We start from the raw sequence: 18,934 nt of genomic DNA on the forward strand, positions 1-18,934 counted from the left end.
CCAACGACGGGGGCCGGTCGGGGGAAACGTGAGTGCGGGCGCCGTGGTGGGCAGATACAGGGGGGAGGACGACACTCGGGGAGCCGCGGCCGGGACGCCGCGCGCTCCTCGAAGGTGCCGGAATCCCACGAGCCGCGGGAGGCGAGCAGGTGTCGAGCGCAGCCGAGCAGGAGGCAGTGCGGGAGCCGGGGGCGGCGGCCGGACGGCAGCGGCGAGGGGCCGTTCCGGGGCCGCCCCCGGCCGTGTGGCCCGGCGCCCCGACACCGCTCGGGGCCCGTTTCCGGGTGGGCCCCGACGGGGTGGCGGGCACCAACTTCGCCCTCTGGGCGGGTGGTTCGGAGGGGGTCGAGCTCTGCCTCTTCGACGAGGACGGCACCGAGCGGCGCCTCGCGCTGACCGAGCTGACCCATGAGATCCGGCACGGCTTCGTGCCGGGCGTACGGCCGGGGCAGCGCTACGGCTACCGGGTGCACGGCCGCTGGGATCCCTGGACCGGGGCGCGCTGGAACCCGGCGAAGCTGCTCCTCGATCCGTACGCACGGGCGGTGGACGGCTCGTTCACCCTTCCGCCCGAGGTGTACGGCCATGTGAGGGACTGGCCCGAGCAGCAGGTCGCCGACACCGTCCGCGACGAACGGGACTCCGCCCGGCACGTCCCCAAGGGTGTCGTGGTCCATGACGACGACGACTGGGCCGAGGACCGCCGGCCCAAGACCCCGTGGGCGGACTCGGTCATCTACGAACTCCATGTGCGCGGCTTCACCAAGCTGCACCCCGGGGTCCCCGAGGAGGTGCGGGGCACGTACGCCGGTCTCGCCCATCCGGCGGCCGTCGGACATCTCCAGCGGCTCGGGGTGACGGCGGTGGAGCTGCTGCCGGTCCATCAGTTCGCCCACGAGGACCATCTGCTGAGGCGCGGGCTGCGCAACTACTGGGGCTACAACTCCATCGGCTACTTCGCCCCGCACGCCGGCTACTGCGCGAGCGGCACCGCGGGCCAGCAGGTCGGCGAGTTCAAGCGGATGGTGCGGGCCCTGCACGACGCCGGGATCGAGGTGATCCTCGACGTGGTCTACAACCACACGGCGGAGGCGGGCGAGCTCGGGCCGATGCTGTCGCTGCGCGGCATCGACAACCGCGGCTACTACCGCCTCCAGTCCGACGCCCGCAGATACGCGGACTACACCGGCTGCGGCAACACCCTGCACGTGGTCCAGCCGCAGGTGCTGCGGCTGATCACGGACTCGCTGCGGTACTGGGTGACGGAGATGGGCGTCGACGGCTTCCGCTTCGACCTGGCGGCCGCGCTGGCCCGCTCCATGCACGACGTCGACATGCTCTCGCCGTTCCTCGCGGTGATCGCCCAGGACCCGGTGCTGCGCCGGGTGAAGCTGATCGCCGAGCCGTGGGACGTCGGCAACGGCGGCTACCAGGTGGGGGCCTTCCCGCCGCTGTGGACCGAGTGGAACGACCGCTACCGGGACGCCGTGCGGGACTTCTGGCGCGGCGCCCTGCCCGACGTGCGCGACCTCGGCTACCGGCTGACCGGATCCAGCGACCTCTACGCGTGGGGCGGCCGGCGCCCGTACGCCTCGGTCAACTTCGTCACCGCGCACGACGGCTTCACCCTGCGCGACCTCGTCAGCTACGAACAGAAGCACAACGAGGCCAACGGCGAGGGCAACCGGGACGGCACCTCGGACAACCGGGCCTGGAACTGCGGCGCCGAGGGCGAGAGCGAGGACCCCGGGATCAACGCGCTGCGCCGCCGTCAGCTGCGCAATCTGCTGACCACCCTGCTGCTGTCGACGGGCGTGCCGATGCTGGTCGCGGGCGACGAGATGGGCCGTACGCAGGGCGGCAACAACAACGCGTACTGCCAGGACAACGAGATCGGCTGGCTGGACTGGTCGCTGCTCGAACAGCCCGGCTGGCGGGCGCTGACCGAGCTGACGGCCCGGGTGCTGCGGCTGCGCCGCACCCATCCGGTGCTGCGCCGCCGGGCGTTCTTCTCCGGGCTGCCGCAGGCGCCGGACGGGCTGCGGGACCTGGCGTGGTTCACTGCGGCGGGTACGGAGATGACGGAGGCGGACTGGTACGCACCGGCCGCCACGGTCGGGCTGTATCTCTCCGGGCGCGACATCCCCGGCCGGGACGCGCGCGGCGAGCCGGTCACGGACGACAGCTTCCTGGCGGTCCTGCACGCCGGTCACCGGCCGGCCGGCTTCCGGCTCCCCGGCCCGCCGTGGGCGCGGAGCTACGAGCTGGTCCTGGACACCGCGCGGGAGGAGCAGGCCGCGGCCCCCGGCACCATCCACCCGGGCGACGAACCGCTGACCCTGCCGGCCAGGTCGGTGCAGCTGCTGCGCGTCGTGGAGTGAACGGGGTGTGCGGCCGGGTCAGCCGAGGATGCCCCGGTCGTAGCCGATCGCGACGGCGGCGGCCCGGTCCTTGGCGCCCAGCTTGGCGAAGACATGGGTGAGATGGGTCTTCACGGTGGCCTCGCTGATGAACAGCTCGGCGGCGATCTCCCGGTTCGACGTGCCCTTCGCGACGAGTTCGAGCACCTCGCGCTCGCGCGCCGACAGCGCCTCGCTGCCCGCCGCCGGGGTGCGCACCCGTGAGATGAGCCGGGAGGCGACGGCGGGCGAGAGCACGGTGCGGCCGTCGGCGGCGGCCCGGACGGCGGTGAACAGCTCCTCGCGGGGCGCGTCCTTGAGCAGATAGCCGGTCGCCCCGGCCTCGATCGCGGGCAGGGTGTCGGAGTCGGTGTCGTACGTGGTCAGGACCAGCACCTTGGACCGGGCGCCGCGCCGCGTCAGTTCGGCGATGGCGGCGACTCCGCCGCCGCCCGGCATCCGAAGGTCCGTCAGGACGACATCGGGGTCCAGCCGGACCGCCAGGTCCACCCCCTCCACCCCGTTCGACGCCTCCCCGAGGACCTCGAAGTCCGGGGCCGAGTCGAACATGCCGCGCAGACCGTCCCGTACGACGGGGTGGTCGTCGACGACGACGAGTGTGATGACGCGTGCGGAATCCTGAGCCATGGCAGGACAACCGTACTGGTCATCGGCTGTGCCGGACCAGGGGCACCCGGGCGCTGACCGCCGTGCCCCGGCCCGGCTCGGTCTCCACCTCGACCGTGCCCGCGATGCGCTCGGCGCGGGCCCGCATGCCGCCGAGCCCGAAGCCGCCCGCACCGCCGGCCGGCGGCAGGGCGGCCGGGTCGAAGCCGCAGCCGTCGTCCCGCACGTCCAGGGTGAGTTCGTCCTCCATGAACGACAGCGTGACACCGGCCCGGGAGGCCCCGGCGTGGCGGCCGACATTGGCGAGGGCCTCCTCGGCGATCCGCAGGAGGGTGGCGGCGATCTCGTCGTGGACCGGCTCGACGGTGCCGGTGACGGTGAACTCGGCCCGGACCCCGTGGCGTTCCGCCCAGTCGGTGACCGTGCGCTTCAGCGCGCCCGGCAGGTCGTCGTGTTCCAGTGCGACGGGGACCAGGTCGTGGACCGAGCGGCGCGCCTCGCCGAGGCTGTGCCGGGCGAGGGCGGCGGCGCGGTCCAGGTGCACCCGGGCCAGCGCCGGGTCGGTGTCGCCGATCGAGTCCACCACCTGGAGCTGGGCGATGATGCCGGTCAGGCCCTGGGCCAGGGTGTCGTGGATCTCGGCGGCGAGCCGTCGGCGTTCGTCGGCGACGCCCGCCTCGCGGGCCTGGACCAGGAGCTGGGCGTGCAGCCCCGCGTTCTCCGCCAGGGCCTGTTCGAGGCGGGCGTTGGCCGACTCCAGTTCGGCGATGGTGTCGACCTGGGTGCGGGCGTGGTCGGCCTCGCGGTCGCCGATCCTGGCGAAGACCATGGTGAGGGTCGCGTGCAGACAGAACAGGGCGGCGAAGGCGATCCAGTTCATCACGGAGACCGGCGGCAGGCCGCTGCCGCACTGCGCGCCCGCCATGATGGCGGCCGTGACCAGCAGCGCGGGACGGACGGCCCGCTGCGGGAGCAGCCGGCCGGTGTCGAAGTATCCGAGGATCGCGAACACCGAGTAGAAGGGGTTGCACCAGGTCAGTGCGAAGCCGACCAAGGTGCGGGCGACGTAGTAGAACTGCGACGCCCGCGACTTGGGGACGACGCCCGGCCCGATCCGTCCCCACCAGAGCTGGAGGACCAGGGCGACGGGCACCAGCACCATGACGCCGTGCACCTCCGCGCGGTCCATGAGGAGCGGGGCGCTCACGGCCGAGACGAACGTGCTCAGACCGAGGAGCCCGTAGGGCCCGTACCTGAAGAACCGTTCCCACCCGAGCTCGGCGCTCGTCGTGTCGTTCCGGTGCGCCGTCGCCATGTCCCACGCCTTCATGGGTGCAGTCTCCCCGTCCCCGGCACGCCGGTCACTCCCAGCGGAAGAGACGGGTCGCGAGCAGCGTCACCAGCGCCGTCCACAGCGCCATCACACCGAGCTGGGTGAAGCCGGGCCAGCTGCCGGACGCCGCCCGGTCCAGCGCCTCGGACGCCGCTCCGAACGGGGTGAACCGGACGATGTTCCTCAGGGTGTCGGGCATGCTCTGCACCGGGATCCAGACGCCGGCGGTGAACATCATCAGGAGGTTCACGACCGAGCTGATGGCGGCGGCCGCCTTGGTCGTACGGGAGAGGGCGCAGAGCAGCGCGCCGAGGGTCAGCACGCTCGCCGTCGACAGGAGCAGCGCCAGGACGTAGGCGACGGGCTGTCCGGGCAGTCCGACGCCGAAGGCGACCCGGCCGACGGCCATCGCCAGTGCGGCGGAGCCGAGGGCGGCGGTGCCGTGCAGGGCGATCTGCGCGGTGAGCAGCGCGGAGGGGCGCACCGGAGTGGTGGACATCCGGCGCAGGATGCCGCGTTCGCGGTAGCCGGTGAGGACGGGCGGCATGGCCTGCAGCCCGGACATGATCATGGCGAGCAGGACCGCCACCGGCACGTACAGGTCGATGACGCGCCGGCCGCCGAGATCGTCGGTGTGCTCCCGGAAGGAGGGGATGAGGCCGAGGATCGTCAGGAGCGCGGTCGGGAAGACGACGATCCAGAACAGGGCACCGGGTTCGCGCAGGAAGAGCCGGGTCTCGGACCTGAGCACCGCCTTGCGCGCGGATGCCGGTGCGGGTGTCGCGGTGGCCGTCGCCGTGGCCGGGTTCGCCGTGGTCATCTCAGGCCGCCTGTTCTGTGAGGTCGAGGAAGGCGTCGTCGAGCGTCGCCTCCGAGACGCGGAGCCGGTGTGCGGTGATGCTGTGCCGGGCCAGCAGGGAGATCACGGCGTTGACCGTCTCGTCGGTGCCGCTGATCTCGATCCGGTCGTCCTTGCGCTCCACGGAGGCCGCGCCGGGCAGCTGCTCCAGCTCGGCATCGGTGAGCGGCCTCGACGGGGTGAAGGAGATGACCGTGGAGCTGTCCGCGCTGCCGATCAGGCCGGAGGGGGTGTCGAGGGCGACGACCTTCCCCTTGTCGATGACGGCGATCCGGTCGCAGAGCTGGCTGGCCTCCTCCATGAAGTGGGTGACCAGCAGGACGGTGACGCCGCTGTCGCGTACGTCCTCGATGAGTTTCCAGGTGTCCCGGCGGGCCCGTGGGTCCAGGCCGGTGGTCAGCTCGTCGAGCACCACCACCCGCGGGTTGCCGACCAGGGCGAGCGCGATGGACAGCCGCTGCTTCTGACCGCCGGACAGCTTGGCGAAGCGGGTGCCGTACGCGGTGTGCAGGCCCAGCCGTTCGGCGAGCTCCCGCCAGTCGGCGGGGTCCGGGTAGAAGGCGCTGTAGAGCTCCAGCGCCTCGGCCACGGTGAGTTTGGGCTGGAGTTCGCTCTCCTGGAGCTGGGCGCCGAGCAGCCGGGTGACCCGGTCGTGGTCGGCGACGGGGTCGAGTCCGGCGACGCGGACGGTGCCGGCGTCGGGGACCCTCAGTCCCCCGACGCACTCGACTGTGGTGGTCTTGCCCGCGCCGTTGGGGCCGAGGATCCCGAAGATCTCCCCCTCGTCGACGGCGAAGCTCACTCCGTCGACCACGGTGCGCCCGGCGTACGCCTTCCGCACCCCGTTCACTTCGATGATTGCCATGCCTTCGAGCATCGTGCGGCGGGGGCCGGCGCACCATCGTCCATCGCGCTCGAAGGGGCATCAGCCGATCGGTTGATACGGGCTACGACCTGCGCTCCCCTGGCCCGGCCGTCACCCGTCGGCCGGAAAACCACATGAGCGATGTCAGGGGTGAACCGTAGGCTCGACTGTGATGCCCGAAAAACATGTAGAGACCAAGGATCGGTCCACCGTTCAGACCCTGTTGCGGTTGTGGCCTTATGTGAAGCCGGTGCGCGAGCGGCTGTTCGGCGCCGCGCTGGTCGCGATCGTCGCGTCCTGCGTCGGCCTGGTGATCCCCCTCGTCCTGAAGTGGATCGTCGACGGCCCGGTGGCGGACCGCGACCCCGGCGGGGTCTGGCTCGGCGCGCTGTATCTGCTGCTGCTGGGCATCGCCGAGGCCGTGCTGTTCGGGGTGCGGCGGTGGATGGTGTCGCGTCCGCTGGCCGGGATCGAGGCGGCGATGCGGGCCGATCTGTACCGGCATCTCCAGCGGCTGCCCGTGGCGTTCCACGACCGCTGGCCATCGGGGCAGTTGCTCTCGCGCGCGACCACGGACCTGATGCTGCTGCGTCAGTTCCTGGCCTTCCCGCTGACCTTCCTGCTGGTCAACGGGGCGACGATCCTGATCGGCTTCGTCATCCTGCTGATGCAGCAGTGGACGCTGGGGCTGGTGCTGCTGACTCCGGTGGTGCCGATGGTGATCATCTGCCAGGTCTTCGAGACGAAGTTCTCGGCGGTGGCGCGCCGGGCCCAGGACCAGGTCGGCGATCTGACGACGGTCGTCGAGGAGAGCGTGCTCGGCATCCGCATCATCAAGGGCTTCGGCCGGCACCGCAGCCAGGCCCTCTCCTTCCGTGCCCTCTCGGAGCGGCTGCGCACCACGGAGCTGGGCAAGGCCCGTCTCCTCGCGGCCATCTGGTCCTCCATCACCCTGATCCCGGAGCTGGCCATCGGTGCGGCGCTGGTGCTCGGCACGGTCCAGGTCGCGGACGGCGGTCTCTCCGCGGGCACCCTGGTCGCATTCCTCTCCACCGCGCTCGCGCTGCGCTGGCCGGTCGAGTCGATCGGCTTCCTGCTGGCAATAAGCCAGGAGTCGGCGACGGCGACCGAGCGGTTCTTCGAGGTGATGGACGTGGCCGAGGAGGCGGACGCGCCCGCCGTGGACGGGCCCGTTCGGGGCAGCGACTCGGCCCGCGGCGAAATGGTCTTCGAGGGCGTGGAGTTCCGCTATCCCGACGCGGAGCCCGGCTCCGTGCCCGTGCTGTCCCGGATCGATCTGCGCATCCGTCCCGGCGAGACGATGGCCCTGGTCGGGGCCACGGGCTCCGGCAAGACGACGCTCACCGCGCTCGTGCCGCGGCTGCACGAGGCCACCGCGGGGCGGATCACGCTGGACGGTACGGACATCACCACCATGTCCCGGGAGCGGCTGCGCGAGCTGGTGTCGGTGGCCTTCGAGGAGCCGACGCTCTTCTCGGCGGGCGTCGGGGAGAACGTGCTGATGGGCGCCGAGGGTGCCGGGGACGAAGAGTTGCGCAGGGCACTGGCCATCGCCCAGGCCGACTTCGCGCACGATCTGCCCGAGGGCGTCGGCACCCAGGTCGGCGAGCAGGGCCTCAGCCTCTCCGGCGGCCAGCGGCAACGGCTGGCGCTGGCCCGCGCCGTGGTCGGCCGGCCGCGCTTCCTCGTCCTGGACGATCCGCTCTCCGCGCTGGACGTGCACACGGAGGCGCTGGTGGAGGCCGCGCTGCGGCAGGTCCTGGCGGAGACCACGGCGATCGTGGTCGCGCACCGGCCGTCCACCGTGATGCTCGCGGACCGGGTGGCGCTGCTCTCGGAGGGCCGGATCGCCGCCGTCGGCACCCATCAGGAACTGCTGCGCAGCAGCCCCGAGTACGCCTGGCTGATGTCGGGCGCCGAGGGCGCGCCGGACGCGCCCGCCGAGGACGCCTTCCCCGACCTGTCCGCCGAGGACCTCCTCGCCGAGAAGGGCACCCGATGACCAGTACGACGACCACGGACACCACCCCCGCCGAGCCCGCCGAGCCCGCCGAGGATGCCGAGGATGCCGTGAGCACCGGGGACCGCTTCGACCGGGACGACCTGCCCACCCCGCCCGGCGCGACCGGGGCCCTGCTGAGATCGCTGCTGCGGCCGATGAAGGCCCGGGTGGCGCTGATCGCGCTGGTGCTGCTGGTCCAGCAGCTCTCGGTCCAGGCCGGTCCGCTGCTCGTCGCGTACGCCATCGACAGCGGGGTGCCCGCGTTCCGGGACGCGGACTACGGGCCGCTGATCGCGGTGGCCGTCGGGTACGCGCTGTGCTCGGCGGTGGCCGGGGGCATGCAGTACGCGTTCGTACGCATCTCCTCCCTGGTCAACCAGGGCGCGCTGCTCGATCTGCGCGGGCGGATCTTCCGTCATGCGCAGGCGCTGAGCGTGGACTTCCACGAGCGCTACACCTCGGGCCGGCTGATCTCCCGTTCCACCACGGACGTGGAGTCGCTGCGCGAGCTGCTCAGCGAGGGGCTCCAGGAGCTGATCGGCGTCGTGCTGTCGTTCGTCTCCATCTCGCTGATGCTGCTCTGGCTGGACTTCGGTCTGGGCTCGGTGGCCGTGCTCTCCTTCGTCCCGCTCTATCTGCTGGTGCGGCGCTTCCGGCGGCGGGCGGGTGTGCTGTACGCCGAGCGGTCCTCGGCGATCGCCGCGGTCATCGTGAAGTTCGCGGAGACGATGAACGGCATCCGCCCCGTCCAGGCCTTCCGCCGCGAGCCCGTCAACGACGCGCACTTCGAGGGCCTCAACAACACGCACCGGTGGACCAACGGCAGCGCGATGCTGGAGATGGCCCGCTATGTCGTCGGTTCCCGGCTGGTCGCCAACACGGCGGTCGCCGGAATCGTGCTGTGGGGCGCGTACCGGGTGGCCTCGGGCACCCTGGCGCTCGGGGTGCTGGCCGCTGCCGTGCTCTATCTGCGCCGGTTGTACGACCCGATCGACCGGCTCGGCATGTTCCTGAACTCCTACCAGTCGGCCGCGGCCTCGCTGGCGAAGATCGCGGGTCTGCTGGCCCAGACCCCGTCCGTCCCCGAGTCGTCCGACCCGCGCGAGCTGCCCGCCCTGACGGGCGAACACCCGGGCCGCGAAGTCGTCTTCGAGCAGGTGCGCTTCGCCTACCGCACGGGCGGCGAGGTGCTGCCCCGCTTCGATCTGACGGTCCCGGCCGGACAGACCGTCGCCGTGGTCGGGTCGACGGGGGCGGGCAAGTCGACGCTGGCCAAGCTGCTGGCCCGGTTCTACGACCCGACGGACGGCCGGGTGCTGCTCGACGGCACGGATCTGCGGGACCTGGCCGTGCCGGAGCTGCGGCGGGGTGTGGTGATGGTGACGCAGGAGGCGTTCCTGTTCTCCGGGACGGTCGCCGAGAACATCGCGATCGGCAACCCCGACGCGACCCGCGCGGAGATCGAGCAGGCCGCCAAGGCGATCGGCGCGCACGATTTCATCAGCGCACTGCCCGACGGCTACGACACGGACGTGCGCAAGCGGGGCGGCCGGATCTCGGCCGGTCAGCGCCAGCTGGTCGGCTTCGCACGCGCCCTGCTCGCCAACCCGGCGGTGCTGATCCTCGACGAGGCGACGAGCTCACTGGACATCCCCGGCGAACGGGCCGTGCAACGGGCCATGGACACGGTGCTGCACGGCCGCACCGCGGTGGTCATCGCCCACCGCCTGTCCACGGTGGAGATCGCGGACCGGGTCCTGGTGATGGAGCACGGCCGCATCGTGGAGGACGGCGCCCCGGCCCGGCTCATCGCCGGTACGGGTCGCTTCGCGGGGCTGCACCGGGCGTGGCGGGAGAGCCTGACGTGAGGGCGGACGACGACTCACCGAGCCAGGACACGTGCCCGGTCGGCCGCAACCCCGGCCGGCAGACGCGCAGCCTCCGTGTGCTCCCCCGCGAGACCGGGCTCCCAAGACTGACCACCGCTCGTTGACCACCCAACCACCAAGACCCACCACCTCGGCCCGGAACGGGGGACTCGGCCGTCACGGGGTGCCCTTTCGCGAGGCGGGAGTACCGGGGACCGAAAGGACGATCGCTGCGGCAGGGCACAGATCCACGGCCTCACGCACCGAGTCCCGCGTTTCGGCGGGCGGTTCGGGTCGCAGCACGATCGCCTTGCCGTCGCCCTCGCCCTGGTCGAACACCTCGCCGGCCGTCAGCACGCACATCCCCGAGCCGACGCAGCGCTCGGCGTCCACGGTGATCCTCATCGGTCACACGTCCCAGGCGACCGGGAGGCTCTTCACCCCGTACACGTCCGCGGTCTCCGGACGCAGGGCGACCTCCTCGGGCGGTACGGCCAGGCGCAGCGTCGGAAAGCGGTCGAACAGCGCGGGGAACGCGACCTTCATCTCCACACGGGCCAGCTGCTGCCCCAGGCACTGGTGGATGCCATGGCCGAAGGCCAGGTGCCCGCCTTCCTGCCTGTCCAGGTCGAGGACATGGGGATCGGTGAAGCGCTCGGGGTCGCGGTTGGCGGTGTTGTACGAAAGGATCACCCGCTCGCCGGCCTCGATCGTCCGGCCGCCCACCTCGACGTCCTCCAGCGCCGTCCGCATGAACGTCTTGGCGACACTGAGGTACCGCAACAGCTCCTCCACGGCCCGGTCGGCGAGCGCGGGATCGGCACGCAACGCGGCCAGCTGCTCCGGGTTGCGCAGCAGCGCGAAGGTACCGAGGGCCAGCATGTTCGCGGTGGTGTCGAGCCCGGCGGCCAGCAGGAGCAGGGCCATCCCCCGCAGTTCCTCATCGGTCAGGTCGGTGTCGGTGAGGTCGCTGAGCACGTCGTCGGTGGGGTTCGCGCGTTTGGCGGCCACCAGCTCCGCGAGGTAGGTCTGGGTCGCGGTGTAGGCCGCGATCAGGTCCTCGTCGTTCGTCTCCCCGTCCATGAACGAGTAGACCTGTTCCTGGAACGACCCGCGGTCCTCGTAGGGCACCCCCAGCAGTTCACAGATCACGACGGCGGGGACGGGCTTGGCGAACGCGGTCACCAGATCCGCCGACGACCCGGCCTCCGCCATGGCGTCCAGGTGCTCGGCGGTGATCTGCTCCACGCGTTCGGTCAGCAGTCGCATCCGCCGCACGGTGAACTTGCCCATCAGCGGTTTCCGATAGCGGCTGTGCCTCGGCTCGTCCATGAGGAGGAATTCGCCGGGCGGGGCCGGGGGTGCCACCATGTCGCCGTAGTCGATGGTCGGGTGGAGCATGAGCTCCTTGAGTGAGCTGAACCGCGAGTCGGCCAGAACCGCCCTGACCAGGTCGAATCCGGTGATCAGCCAGCCGGGCCGTCCGCCGGGGAAGGTGTAGCGGCTGATGGGGCTGTGCCGACGGGCGTCCACCAGCTCCGCCGGCGGGTCGAACGGACAGCCGGACGGACGTGCCGTCGGCAACGTCGGGACAGTGTGCAGCGATTCGCCCATGACCATTCCCCGTTTCGCGATAGTACGCGTTTTGCGATATCCGAAAGCTACGTTGCATCGAAGATGAACGTCAATCAGCAGAAATGCATTTCCGCAGGTAGGTCACGGAAAATTGATGCAATGACGCTGCGCTCGAACGCAATATCGCGTTGCAATGAATGACAGCTAAAGCAATACTGACGACATGCCAGGAGGACGGTTGACCCAGCAGGACCGCCAGCGCATCGCAGCCGGGATCGCCGACGGGCTCACCTACGCCGAGATCGCGAGGCGGCTCGGCCGGCCGACCTCGACGATCAGCCGGGAGATCCAGCGCAACGGCGGCCCCGGCGGCTACCGGCCCCGGCGGGCGCAGCGGGCGACGGCCCGGAGGGCACGGCGCGGCACACCGGCGCCACCGCGCGCGGCCGGGACGTCGGGCGGCGGGGCGGAGGAGGGGATGATGATCGAGATGGCGGTCCGGGCCGGGCTGCCGAGGATGACGGCGCGCGTGCACCTCGACCTGCTGCAGTCCGAGGACGGCAGACGCACCGCGGCCGAGCTGACCCGCAGACTGAAGGTCAGCCCCGCCTCCGTCTCCGTCTCCGTGAACTACCTCGTCCGGCACGGCTATGTGCGGCGCGAGCGAGATCCGCGGCAGCGTCGCGACGTCTACGTGATCGACGACGAGGCCTGGTACCGCTCCGTCGTGATCAGCGCACGGCAGACGCTCGATTCGGCACGGGCCGCACTGGCCTCGGCCGAGGCGACGGGGCCCGACGACCCCGTGGGGCGACGGATGGCCAGGACGGGGCTGTTCCTGGAGCGGGTCAGCGTGGACCTGCTGGAGTCGGCCGACCGCTGGCGCGGACTCCTGGCGTGAGGCGCCCCGGACGAACCCGGTGACCCGGCCGACCGGTTCCCGAGGCCGACGAGCTGCGCCCGCGAGCGCCGCCGGCGGTCGTGGAAAGTACCGTTGAGGTGGACCACGTCGGCTGCACCGGTGCGGGCGGCAGCGTTCGTCGATGCACACCCTCGCCGAGCACACCCACCGTGGCGTGCGCTCCCGGCCGAGGAGATCGCACGGCACGGCCATTCGGAATGCTCGCCGAAGCGCCCTTGGCAGGGCCCGCGAAGAGCATCCACAACCCGATGGAGATGTTTCATGAGGCTGCTCCCGCTGTTTCTCCGACGTCCGATCGAGGCGGTGTACGAGCGCCGGCTGGCCGCCACCCTGGCGGGGCTGCCACGCCCGCGGCACGTCGGGATCATGCTCGACGGCAATCGGCGCTGGGCTCGGCAGGCCGGTCACACGGACGTCCGGGAGGGGTACCGGGCGGGCGGCGCCAAGACGACCGAGTTCCTGGGCTGGTGCACTGCCGACGGAATCGAGCACGTGACCCTCTTCATGCTCTCCGACGACAACCTCGGGCGCCCCGCCGAGCAGCTCGGCCCGCTGATCGAGATCATCGAGGAGACCGTCCGGGACATCACGGCCGCAGGCCGCCCCTGGGAGGTCCAGGTGATCGGCTCGCTCGACATGCTGCCCGGTACCAGTGCCCAGGTACTCAAGGAGGCCGCCGCCGGGACCGCCGGGCGCGGCGGGCTCAAGGTGGACGTCGCGGTCGGCTACGGCGGCCGACGGGAGATCGTCGATGCGGTGAAACGGGCCTTCGAGGAACACATCGCCGCAGGCGGCGACCCTGCCGAACTGGTCGAGCGCTTCGACATCGAGGACATCTCCCGGCATCTGTACTCGCCGACGGCCGACCACACCGACTTCATCATCCGGACCTCCGGGGAACAGCGGCTGTCCGGCTTCCTCCTCTGGCAGTCCGCGTACGCCGAGATGCACTGGGTGGACTGCTACTGGCCGGCGTTCCGCCGCGTGGACTTCCTGCGCGCGCTGCGCTCGTACGCGCATCGTGAACGGCGATTCGGCAAATGACCCGTCACACCCCCGGCGGATTGCGGGGGTGTGGACGGCGGCTGTCGTCGCGTCCGGGATCAGTACGCGCGAAACCGGGCGGTCAGACGGTGCCGAACCCGCCGCCCTTGACGCCCGCCACGAAGGAGGCGAACGAGGCCGCGGAGGTGCTCAGCACCGGGCCGCCCGGGTTCTTGGAGTCGCGGACGGGGACCACGCCGAGCGAGCCGGCGAGGTTGGCGGCGACCTCGATGCACTGGCCGCCGTTGCCGCTGTAGGAGGACGTGAACCAACGGGGGGATTCGGTAGTCACGGGGTGCCCTTTCGTACCTGCTCGATCATGGCCACGGATGCCGCCTGGGAGAGAGCCTCGGCCTGTAGCTGATGGTAGGCCGTCAGCATCGGTAGCACGAACGTACTTTCCCGTTCGAGATGGCCCCGGTGAGTGGACTCGGCGTAGGACATGAGCGAGCGGTCCGGCAGGGTGAGCACGGTAATGGGCAGGCTGAACGGTCTGCGCTCTCCCATGGAGAACGGTGCGATCTGCAACACCGTGTTCGGCAGCTCGGCGAACTCGATCAAGCGCACGAGCTGGGCGTCCGTGACAGCGGGAGGCCCCATGGGCCGGCGGATGCACCCTTCGTCAAGTACCGCGAGAATCAGGGGCGATGGCGAGCGCGTAAGGAAGGCTTGGCGCCTTGCCACCAGCCCTACGCGTTCGTCGGCTTGCTCCGGGGTGATCGATTCCCGCCGCACTGCGTCCGCTTCGAGCGCCGCCGCGTACTCACGTGTCTGAAGCAGTCCAGGAATGACGCCCACCTCGTACAGCCTGATCTCCGAGGCTCGCGCTTCGTGGGCGACATACTCCGGGAACCCTTCGATGAGCGCTGTGTGACGAACGGCGAGGCTCTGACGCTCGAACCTGTCTCCAGTTCCGAACACCCTGTCAACGCTTGCAGCAAAACGGCGAGTTGGAGGACGGCGCCCAGTTTCTACGGCGGAAATATGCGTTCCCGAGCATCCGATGCGCTCCGCCAGCTCGTCCTGCGTCCAGCCTCGTTCATCCCTCAGCATGCGCAGGCGTTGCCCGAACTGCGCGCTCGGTGATGCCTCAGGATCCAGCTCTTTCCGATTCACCGGCCACCGCCTCATTCCCCGAACAACTTGCGCAAGTTGAAGACCCACCGACCCTAAGCCACGCTGATCCCCCTTGGCAGCGGAACCGTTACGGAGAGGAGTGGCTCATGTGTGCGGAAGACAGCCCCCCGAGCGACCGGAAGCCCCCACAAGTCCCGCCCACGGGCACGCTGTTGGTGGACACCAGCCGCCGCGGCCGGGTGGGCGAGTTCCGGGGAACGGCCGGCCCGTACTGGTCGTTGCGACCGGTCTGCGGCGGTACGGAGTGGGAGGCGGAGCCCGCGAGCGTGCGGCCGCCGAGCCCCATGGAGCGGCTGCGGGCCGAGATCACGCGGTGCAACGCCCGCAGCGAGGGACGGATCCTGTGACCGGCGACGTGAACACACCGCCCGAGCCGACGAGTTACCAGTGCGCTGCCATCGCCGAAGGGCTCGTGCACGGGACCGGGAGGACGGCACGGTACGTCCTGGGCGCCTTTCGGACGATCTCCCCCGTCCTCGCACTGCGATGGATCGGCGGACAGGCGCTGTGGATCGTGGACCGGCTCGGCCTCGACCCGCGCCTCGGCCACCTCTCGGAACTCCGCGCCTGGTACCAGGACCGTGAGAGCCAGCGCGCCGCCCAGGCGCACATCAGGAGCGGCGCCCCGCTCCTCGTCGTCGTCCCCGACACGGACTGCACGTACACCCTGTCCGTACGATCCGTGGAGCAGGCATCCGCGACCGCGGTCAGCTGCGAGCCCGGGGAGGGATCGAGATCAGGAACCGCCCGACGCACCCCGTACGGCCCCCCGACCATCGCAGCGCCCCGCGATACCTGTGGTGGCTGATCGTCTGTCAGCGTCGGCGGATCGCGGCCGGTTCGCTGCTCGGCAGTGCCTGGATGGTGTGCCTGACACTGCCGCCGTACCTGCTGTCCCGCGCCATCGACGACGGGCTGCAACCGGGGCGGTGGTCCGTGCTGGCCGGCTGGGTCGCGGCCCTGCTGGGTGTGGGAGTGCTGAACGCCTGGCTGGCCATCATGCGGCACCGCACGATGACCAGGGTGCGGCTGGACGCCGCCTTCCGGTCCGTGCGGGCCGTGGTCGCGCAGGCGACCCGGCTGGGCGGGGCGCTGCCGCGCCGGGTCACGGCGGGGGAGGTCGTCACGATCGGGTTCGGCGACGTCAGCGTGATCGCCAACACGCTGACCATCACCGGCCCCGGCGTCGGCGCGGTCCTCGCCTACGTCGTCGTGGCCGGGCTGCTGCTGGCCGTGGAGCCCCTGCTCGCCGCCGTGGTGCTGCTCGGGGTGCCGTTGCTCGCGGTGCTGGTCGGTCCGTTGCTGGGGCGGTTGCAAGGCGTCGAGGCGACGTACCGGGAGCGGCAGGGCGGGCTCGCCGGGCGCTTCGAGGACATGGTCGGGGGGCTGCGCGTCCTCAACGGCATCGGCGGCAAGGAGGTGTACGCCGGGCGCTACCGGCGCGGCTCGCAGGAGTTGCTGGCGGAGGGGTACCGCGTCGGCGCGGTGACCAGCTGGATCCAGGCCCTCGGCGTCGGCCTGCCCACCCTGTTCCTCGGGACCGTGACCTGGCTGGCGGCCCGGATGGCGGCTCAGGGAACCATCAGCGTCGGCGAACTGGTCGCGGTCTACGGGTACGCCGCGGTGCTCGTGGTGCCGGTCGAGTTCTTCATCGAGGGCGGCTACGGCCTCAGCCGCGGGCTGGTCGCCGCCCGCCGGGTCATCCGCTTCCTGGACCTGGAGCCGGATTCCACAGGTGGCGAGGCGGCTGCGGAGGGGCCGGACTCGCCGTCCGTGCTCCGCGATCCGGAGTCCGGTGTGGAGGTGGTGCCCGGGAGGCTGACCGCGCTGGCGGGTGCCCGGCCCGCGGAGTCCGCGGCGGTGGTCGAGCGGCTCGGCCGGTTCACCGGATCGGCCGCGACCTGGGGCGCGATACGCCTCGACGAGATCGACCTGGCGCAGGTGCGCCGGCGGATCCTGGTCGCGGACAACGAGGCCGATCTGTTCGCCGGTCCGCTGCGCGAGGTGATCGGCGGCGCCCGGGACCGGGACGAGGAGTCCATCGGCCGGGCCTTGTACGCGGCCGTGGCGCAGGACATCGTGCGCGGGCTGCCGGACGGGCTCGACTCGCACGTCGACGCGCGGGGCCGCAACCTCTCCGGGGGCCAGCGCCAGCGCGTCCGGCTGGTCCGGGCCCTGCTGGCCGATCCCGAGGTGCTGCTGGCGGTGGAGCCCACCTCGGCGGTCGACGCGCACACCGAGGCGGCCATGGCGTCCCGGCTGCGCGCCGCGCGCTCCGGCCGCACCACGGTCGTCACCAGCACCTCGCCGCTCGTGCTGGACCGGGCGGACACCGTGCACTACCTGGTCGACGGTCGTGTAGCGGCCGTCGGCAGCCACCGTGAACTCCTGGACCGGGAGCCCGGCTACCGCCTCCTGGTGTCACGCGGTACGGACGGGGAACCCGCCGGCGGAGGAAACGTCCCGCCGTCCGAGGAGGCCGTGCGATGACCACCGGATCCGGATCCGCGGCCCAGGCCCTGCCCATCGCCGGGCCCTCCAGAACACTCCGCGCGGCGCTCCGGCTGATCCGGCTGGACGGCCGCGCCTTCGCCGCCGTGATCGGCCTCAACGCGCTGGCCGCCGGCGCCGGGCTCGTCGGCCCGTGGCTGCTCGGCCGCATCGTCGACGAGGTCGGGGCGGGTGCCGGGGTGGCCGCGGTGGACCGTCTGGCGCTCACCATCCTGGTCTTCGCCGTGGCGCAGTTCCTCCTGGTCCGCTGCGCGGGATACGTGGGACACCGCTTCGGCGAGCGGACCCTGGCGCGCATCCGCGAGGAGTTCGCCGACCGGGCGCTCGCGCTGCCCGCCCGGGTGGTCGAGCGGGCCGGCACGGGCGATCTGATGGCCCGCGGCACCACGGATGTCGCCGTGGTCGGTGCCACCCTCCGGGACGCCGGTCCGGAGCTCCTCATCTCCGCGGTCCAGGCGCTGTTCGTCCTCGGTGCGGTGTTCGCGCTCGACCCGCTGCTCGGCGCGTGCGGGGTGGTGGGTCTGCTCGGGATCTGGTTCGCGGCCCGCTGGTACCTGCGCCGGGCGCTCACCGCGTACCTGGCCGAGGGGGCCGCCAACTCGGTGCTGGCGGAGCAGCTCGCGGCCACCGCCGCCGGGGCCCGTACGGTCGAGGCGCTCGGGCTTCAGCAGCGTCGAGTCGCGGTCTGCGAGGAGGCCGTCGAGGAGTGCCTGCGGACCCGGACCCGGACGCTGTTCCTGCGCAGTGTGCTCTTCCCGGCCGTGGACGTCTCGTACGTCATTCCGGTGGCCGGTGTCCTGCTGATCGGCGGCGTACTGCACGACCACGGCGCGGTGAGCCTCGGCACGGTGGTCGCCTCGGCCCTGTATCTGCGGCAGCTCTCCCAGCCCCTCGACACCATCCTCCAGCGGCTGGAACAGCTCCAGAGCAGCAGCGCCTCCTTCGCCAGGGTCGAGGGCCTCGCCCTGGCGGCGCACGTACCGCCGGCCGCCTCCCCCGCACCGGCCGACGACCGGATCGAGGTGACGGGGGTGCGGTACGCGTACGACGGCGGGGGCGATGTCCTGCACGGTGTCGACCTGACGGTCCGTCCCGGCGAGCGGCTCGCGGTCGTCGGTCCCTCCGGTGCGGGCAAGACCACCCTGGGCAGGCTGCTGGCGGGCATGGACGCGCCGCGCACCGGCTCGGTGACGGTGGGGCGGGTTCCGGTCCACGGGCTGGACCCCGAGCGGCTGCGCAGGCACGTCGTACTGGTCACCCAGGAGCACCACGTGTTCCTCGGCACGGTCCGGGACAACCTGAGGATCGCCTCGGCCGGCGCCACCGACACCGAACTGCGAGCGGCGCTCGCCGCGGTCGGCGCCGACTGGGCCGACGAGCTGCCGGACGGCCTGGACACCGATCTGGGCCACGGGGCACACCGGCCGGACGGCGCCCGGGCGCAGCAGCTCGCCCTGGCGCGCGTGGTGCTGGCCGATCCGCACACGCTGATACTCGACGAGGCCACCGCGCTCCTGGACCCGGGGACGGCCCGGCACACGGAGCGGGCGCTGGCCGCCGTGCTCGAAGGCCGGACCGTCGTCGCCGTCGCGCATCGCCTGCAGACGGCGCACGACGCCGACCGGGTGGCCGTGATGGAGGACGGCCGGATCACCGAACTGGGCACCCATGACGAGCTCGTGGCCGCCGAGGGCGCGTACGCCGCGCTCTGGCGCTCCTGGCACGGCGAACGGCCGCCCGCCTCCTGAGCCCGGGGCCCGCCCCCCGTACG

At 71.8% G+C, this 18,934-nt stretch carries 17 protein-coding genes; 9 read left to right on the forward strand and 8 right to left on the reverse strand.

The annotated features are described in order from the left end of the window. Positions 1-176: 176 nt before the first annotated feature. Entirely contained in the window at positions 177-2,381 is a 2,205-nt protein-coding gene (gene glgX, locus AB0D53_RS00110; RefSeq protein WP_362438773.1) for a glycogen debranching protein GlgX, read from the forward strand. Between the two features lie 18 nt (positions 2,382-2,399). On the opposite strand, the gene AB0D53_RS00115 is transcribed toward glgX, so the two are convergent. The 4 genes from AB0D53_RS00115 to AB0D53_RS00130 are packed head-to-tail and all read right to left on the reverse strand — an operon-like array spanning position 2,400 to position 6,083. Continuing rightward, entirely contained in the window at positions 2,400-3,047 is a 648-nt protein-coding gene (locus AB0D53_RS00115; RefSeq protein WP_362437641.1) for a response regulator transcription factor, read from the reverse strand. Between the two features lie 19 nt (positions 3,048-3,066). Beyond that, the gene (locus tag AB0D53_RS00120; RefSeq protein WP_362437644.1) at positions 3,067-4,356 is read right to left on the reverse strand and encodes a sensor histidine kinase; all 1,290 of its coding nucleotides are present in this window, start codon (positions 4,354-4,356) and stop codon (positions 3,067-3,069) included. Between the two features lie 31 nt (positions 4,357-4,387). Further along, the gene (locus tag AB0D53_RS00125; protein ID WP_362437647.1) at positions 4,388-5,179 is read right to left on the reverse strand and encodes an ABC transporter permease; all 792 of its coding nucleotides are present in this window, start codon (positions 5,177-5,179) and stop codon (positions 4,388-4,390) included. A 1-nt stretch (position 5,180) separates the two neighbouring features. Further along, entirely contained in the window at positions 5,181-6,083 is a 903-nt protein-coding gene (locus AB0D53_RS00130) for an ABC transporter ATP-binding protein (RefSeq protein ID WP_362437650.1), read from the reverse strand. Positions 6,084-6,255: 172 nt separating this feature from the next. Between AB0D53_RS00130 and AB0D53_RS00135 the strand changes: the two genes are divergently transcribed. Both AB0D53_RS00135 and AB0D53_RS00140 read left to right on the forward strand, forming a co-directional pair. Further along, positions 6,256-8,106 carry an ABC transporter ATP-binding protein gene (locus tag AB0D53_RS00135; RefSeq protein WP_362437653.1) on the forward strand — a complete coding sequence of 617 codons (1,851 nt, stop codon included), beginning with the start codon at positions 6,256-6,258 and terminating at the stop codon, positions 8,104-8,106. After that, entirely contained in the window at positions 8,103-9,974 is a 1,872-nt protein-coding gene (locus tag AB0D53_RS00140; RefSeq protein WP_362437656.1) for an ABC transporter ATP-binding protein, read from the forward strand. The genes AB0D53_RS00135 and AB0D53_RS00140 overlap by 4 nt, the downstream gene beginning before the upstream one ends. A gap of 177 nt (positions 9,975-10,151) precedes the next feature. On the opposite strand, the gene AB0D53_RS00145 is transcribed toward AB0D53_RS00140, so the two are convergent. Further along, on the reverse strand, positions 10,152-10,379 hold the full coding sequence (locus tag AB0D53_RS00145) for a ferredoxin (protein ID WP_362437659.1): 228 nt from the start codon (positions 10,377-10,379) through the stop codon (positions 10,152-10,154). Positions 10,380-10,382: 3 nt separating this feature from the next. Next, positions 10,383-11,588, reverse strand: a complete 1,206-nt coding sequence (locus AB0D53_RS00150) for a cytochrome P450 (protein WP_362437662.1) — start codon at positions 11,586-11,588, stop codon at positions 10,383-10,385. A 199-nt stretch (positions 11,589-11,787) separates the two neighbouring features. On the opposite strand from AB0D53_RS00150, the gene AB0D53_RS00155 reads away from it, so the two are divergent. Further along, positions 11,788-12,450, forward strand: a complete 663-nt coding sequence (locus tag AB0D53_RS00155) for a helix-turn-helix domain-containing protein (RefSeq protein WP_362437665.1) — start codon at positions 11,788-11,790, stop codon at positions 12,448-12,450. Positions 12,451-12,732: 282 nt separating this feature from the next. Then, the gene (locus tag AB0D53_RS00160) at positions 12,733-13,515 is read left to right on the forward strand and encodes an isoprenyl transferase (protein WP_329815008.1); all 783 of its coding nucleotides are present in this window, start codon (positions 12,733-12,735) and stop codon (positions 13,513-13,515) included. Positions 13,516-13,597: 82 nt separating this feature from the next. Here AB0D53_RS00160 and AB0D53_RS00165 read toward each other — a convergent pair whose 3' ends face one another. Both AB0D53_RS00165 and AB0D53_RS00170 read right to left on the reverse strand, forming a co-directional pair. After that, positions 13,598-13,807 (reverse strand): DUF397 domain-containing protein, encoded by a 210-nt coding sequence (locus AB0D53_RS00165; protein WP_362437669.1) that lies wholly within the window; start codon positions 13,805-13,807, stop codon positions 13,598-13,600. Further along, entirely contained in the window at positions 13,804-14,631 is an 828-nt protein-coding gene (locus AB0D53_RS00170) for a helix-turn-helix transcriptional regulator (RefSeq protein WP_362437672.1), read from the reverse strand. The genes AB0D53_RS00165 and AB0D53_RS00170 overlap by 4 nt, the downstream gene beginning before the upstream one ends. 107 nt (positions 14,632-14,738) lie before the next feature. Between AB0D53_RS00170 and AB0D53_RS00175 the strand changes: the two genes are divergently transcribed. Genes AB0D53_RS00175 through AB0D53_RS00190 form a run of 4 tightly spaced genes read left to right on the forward strand, consistent with a single transcriptional unit; the run spans position 14,739 to position 18,911 of the window. Further along, positions 14,739-14,999, forward strand: a complete 261-nt coding sequence (locus tag AB0D53_RS00175; RefSeq protein WP_362437675.1) for a hypothetical protein — start codon at positions 14,739-14,741, stop codon at positions 14,997-14,999. Further along, positions 14,996-15,460, forward strand: coding sequence for a hypothetical protein (locus AB0D53_RS00180; RefSeq protein WP_362437678.1), 465 nt, complete (start codon positions 14,996-14,998; stop codon positions 15,458-15,460). The genes AB0D53_RS00175 and AB0D53_RS00180 overlap by 4 nt, the downstream gene beginning before the upstream one ends. 53 nt (positions 15,461-15,513) lie before the next feature. Beyond that, positions 15,514-17,142 (forward strand): ABC transporter ATP-binding protein, encoded by a 1,629-nt coding sequence (locus AB0D53_RS00185; protein WP_362437681.1) that lies wholly within the window; start codon positions 15,514-15,516, stop codon positions 17,140-17,142. After that, on the forward strand, positions 17,139-18,911 hold the full coding sequence (locus AB0D53_RS00190; protein ID WP_362437684.1) for an ABC transporter ATP-binding protein: 1,773 nt from the start codon (positions 17,139-17,141) through the stop codon (positions 18,909-18,911). The genes AB0D53_RS00185 and AB0D53_RS00190 overlap by 4 nt, the downstream gene beginning before the upstream one ends. The last annotated feature ends 23 nt before the right edge of the window (positions 18,912-18,934 follow it).

Origin of the sequence: Streptomyces sp. NPDC048295, assembly GCF_040652135.1 — a bacterium.
In the GTDB taxonomy this organism is placed as follows: Bacteria; Actinomycetota; Actinomycetes; order Streptomycetales; family Streptomycetaceae; genus Streptomyces.